Annotated in this window: 1 pseudogene; it reads left to right on the top strand. The window is 59.7% G+C overall.

The window, feature by feature from the left end:
* Positions 1–273, top strand: a pseudogene (locus A3709_RS24290) (hypothetical protein); the annotation flags it as partial.

The raw sequence follows: 273 nt of genomic DNA, 5'->3' as shown, positions 1-273 counted from the left end.
AATAGACCGCTCGAGTCAGCACTGCTTGACGCTATCGCCGATGACGCCACCATCGATGCAGCCTATGCCTGGCTCTGCCAGCAACGCCGTCGCTACCCAGCCAACGCCGATATTTGGCATCTGCGTTCTCATTGGCAGAGTCGTCGCCCCGAACTCATTGCGCAACTACGCAGCGGCGACTATCAATTCAGCCCGCAGCAGCGGCTGCTGAGTGCCAACGGCAAGCCCATCCACCTGTGGTGTGCCGAAGATGCCCTGGTACAGAAAGCGATG

It is taken from the genome of Halioglobus sp. HI00S01, from assembly GCF_001635445.1.
GTDB classification, from domain to species: domain Bacteria; phylum Pseudomonadota; class Gammaproteobacteria; order Pseudomonadales; family Halieaceae; genus Halioglobus; species Halioglobus japonicus.
The sequence above is the reverse complement of the archived record's forward strand: the minus strand, read 5'-3'. Positions and strand labels throughout refer to the sequence as shown.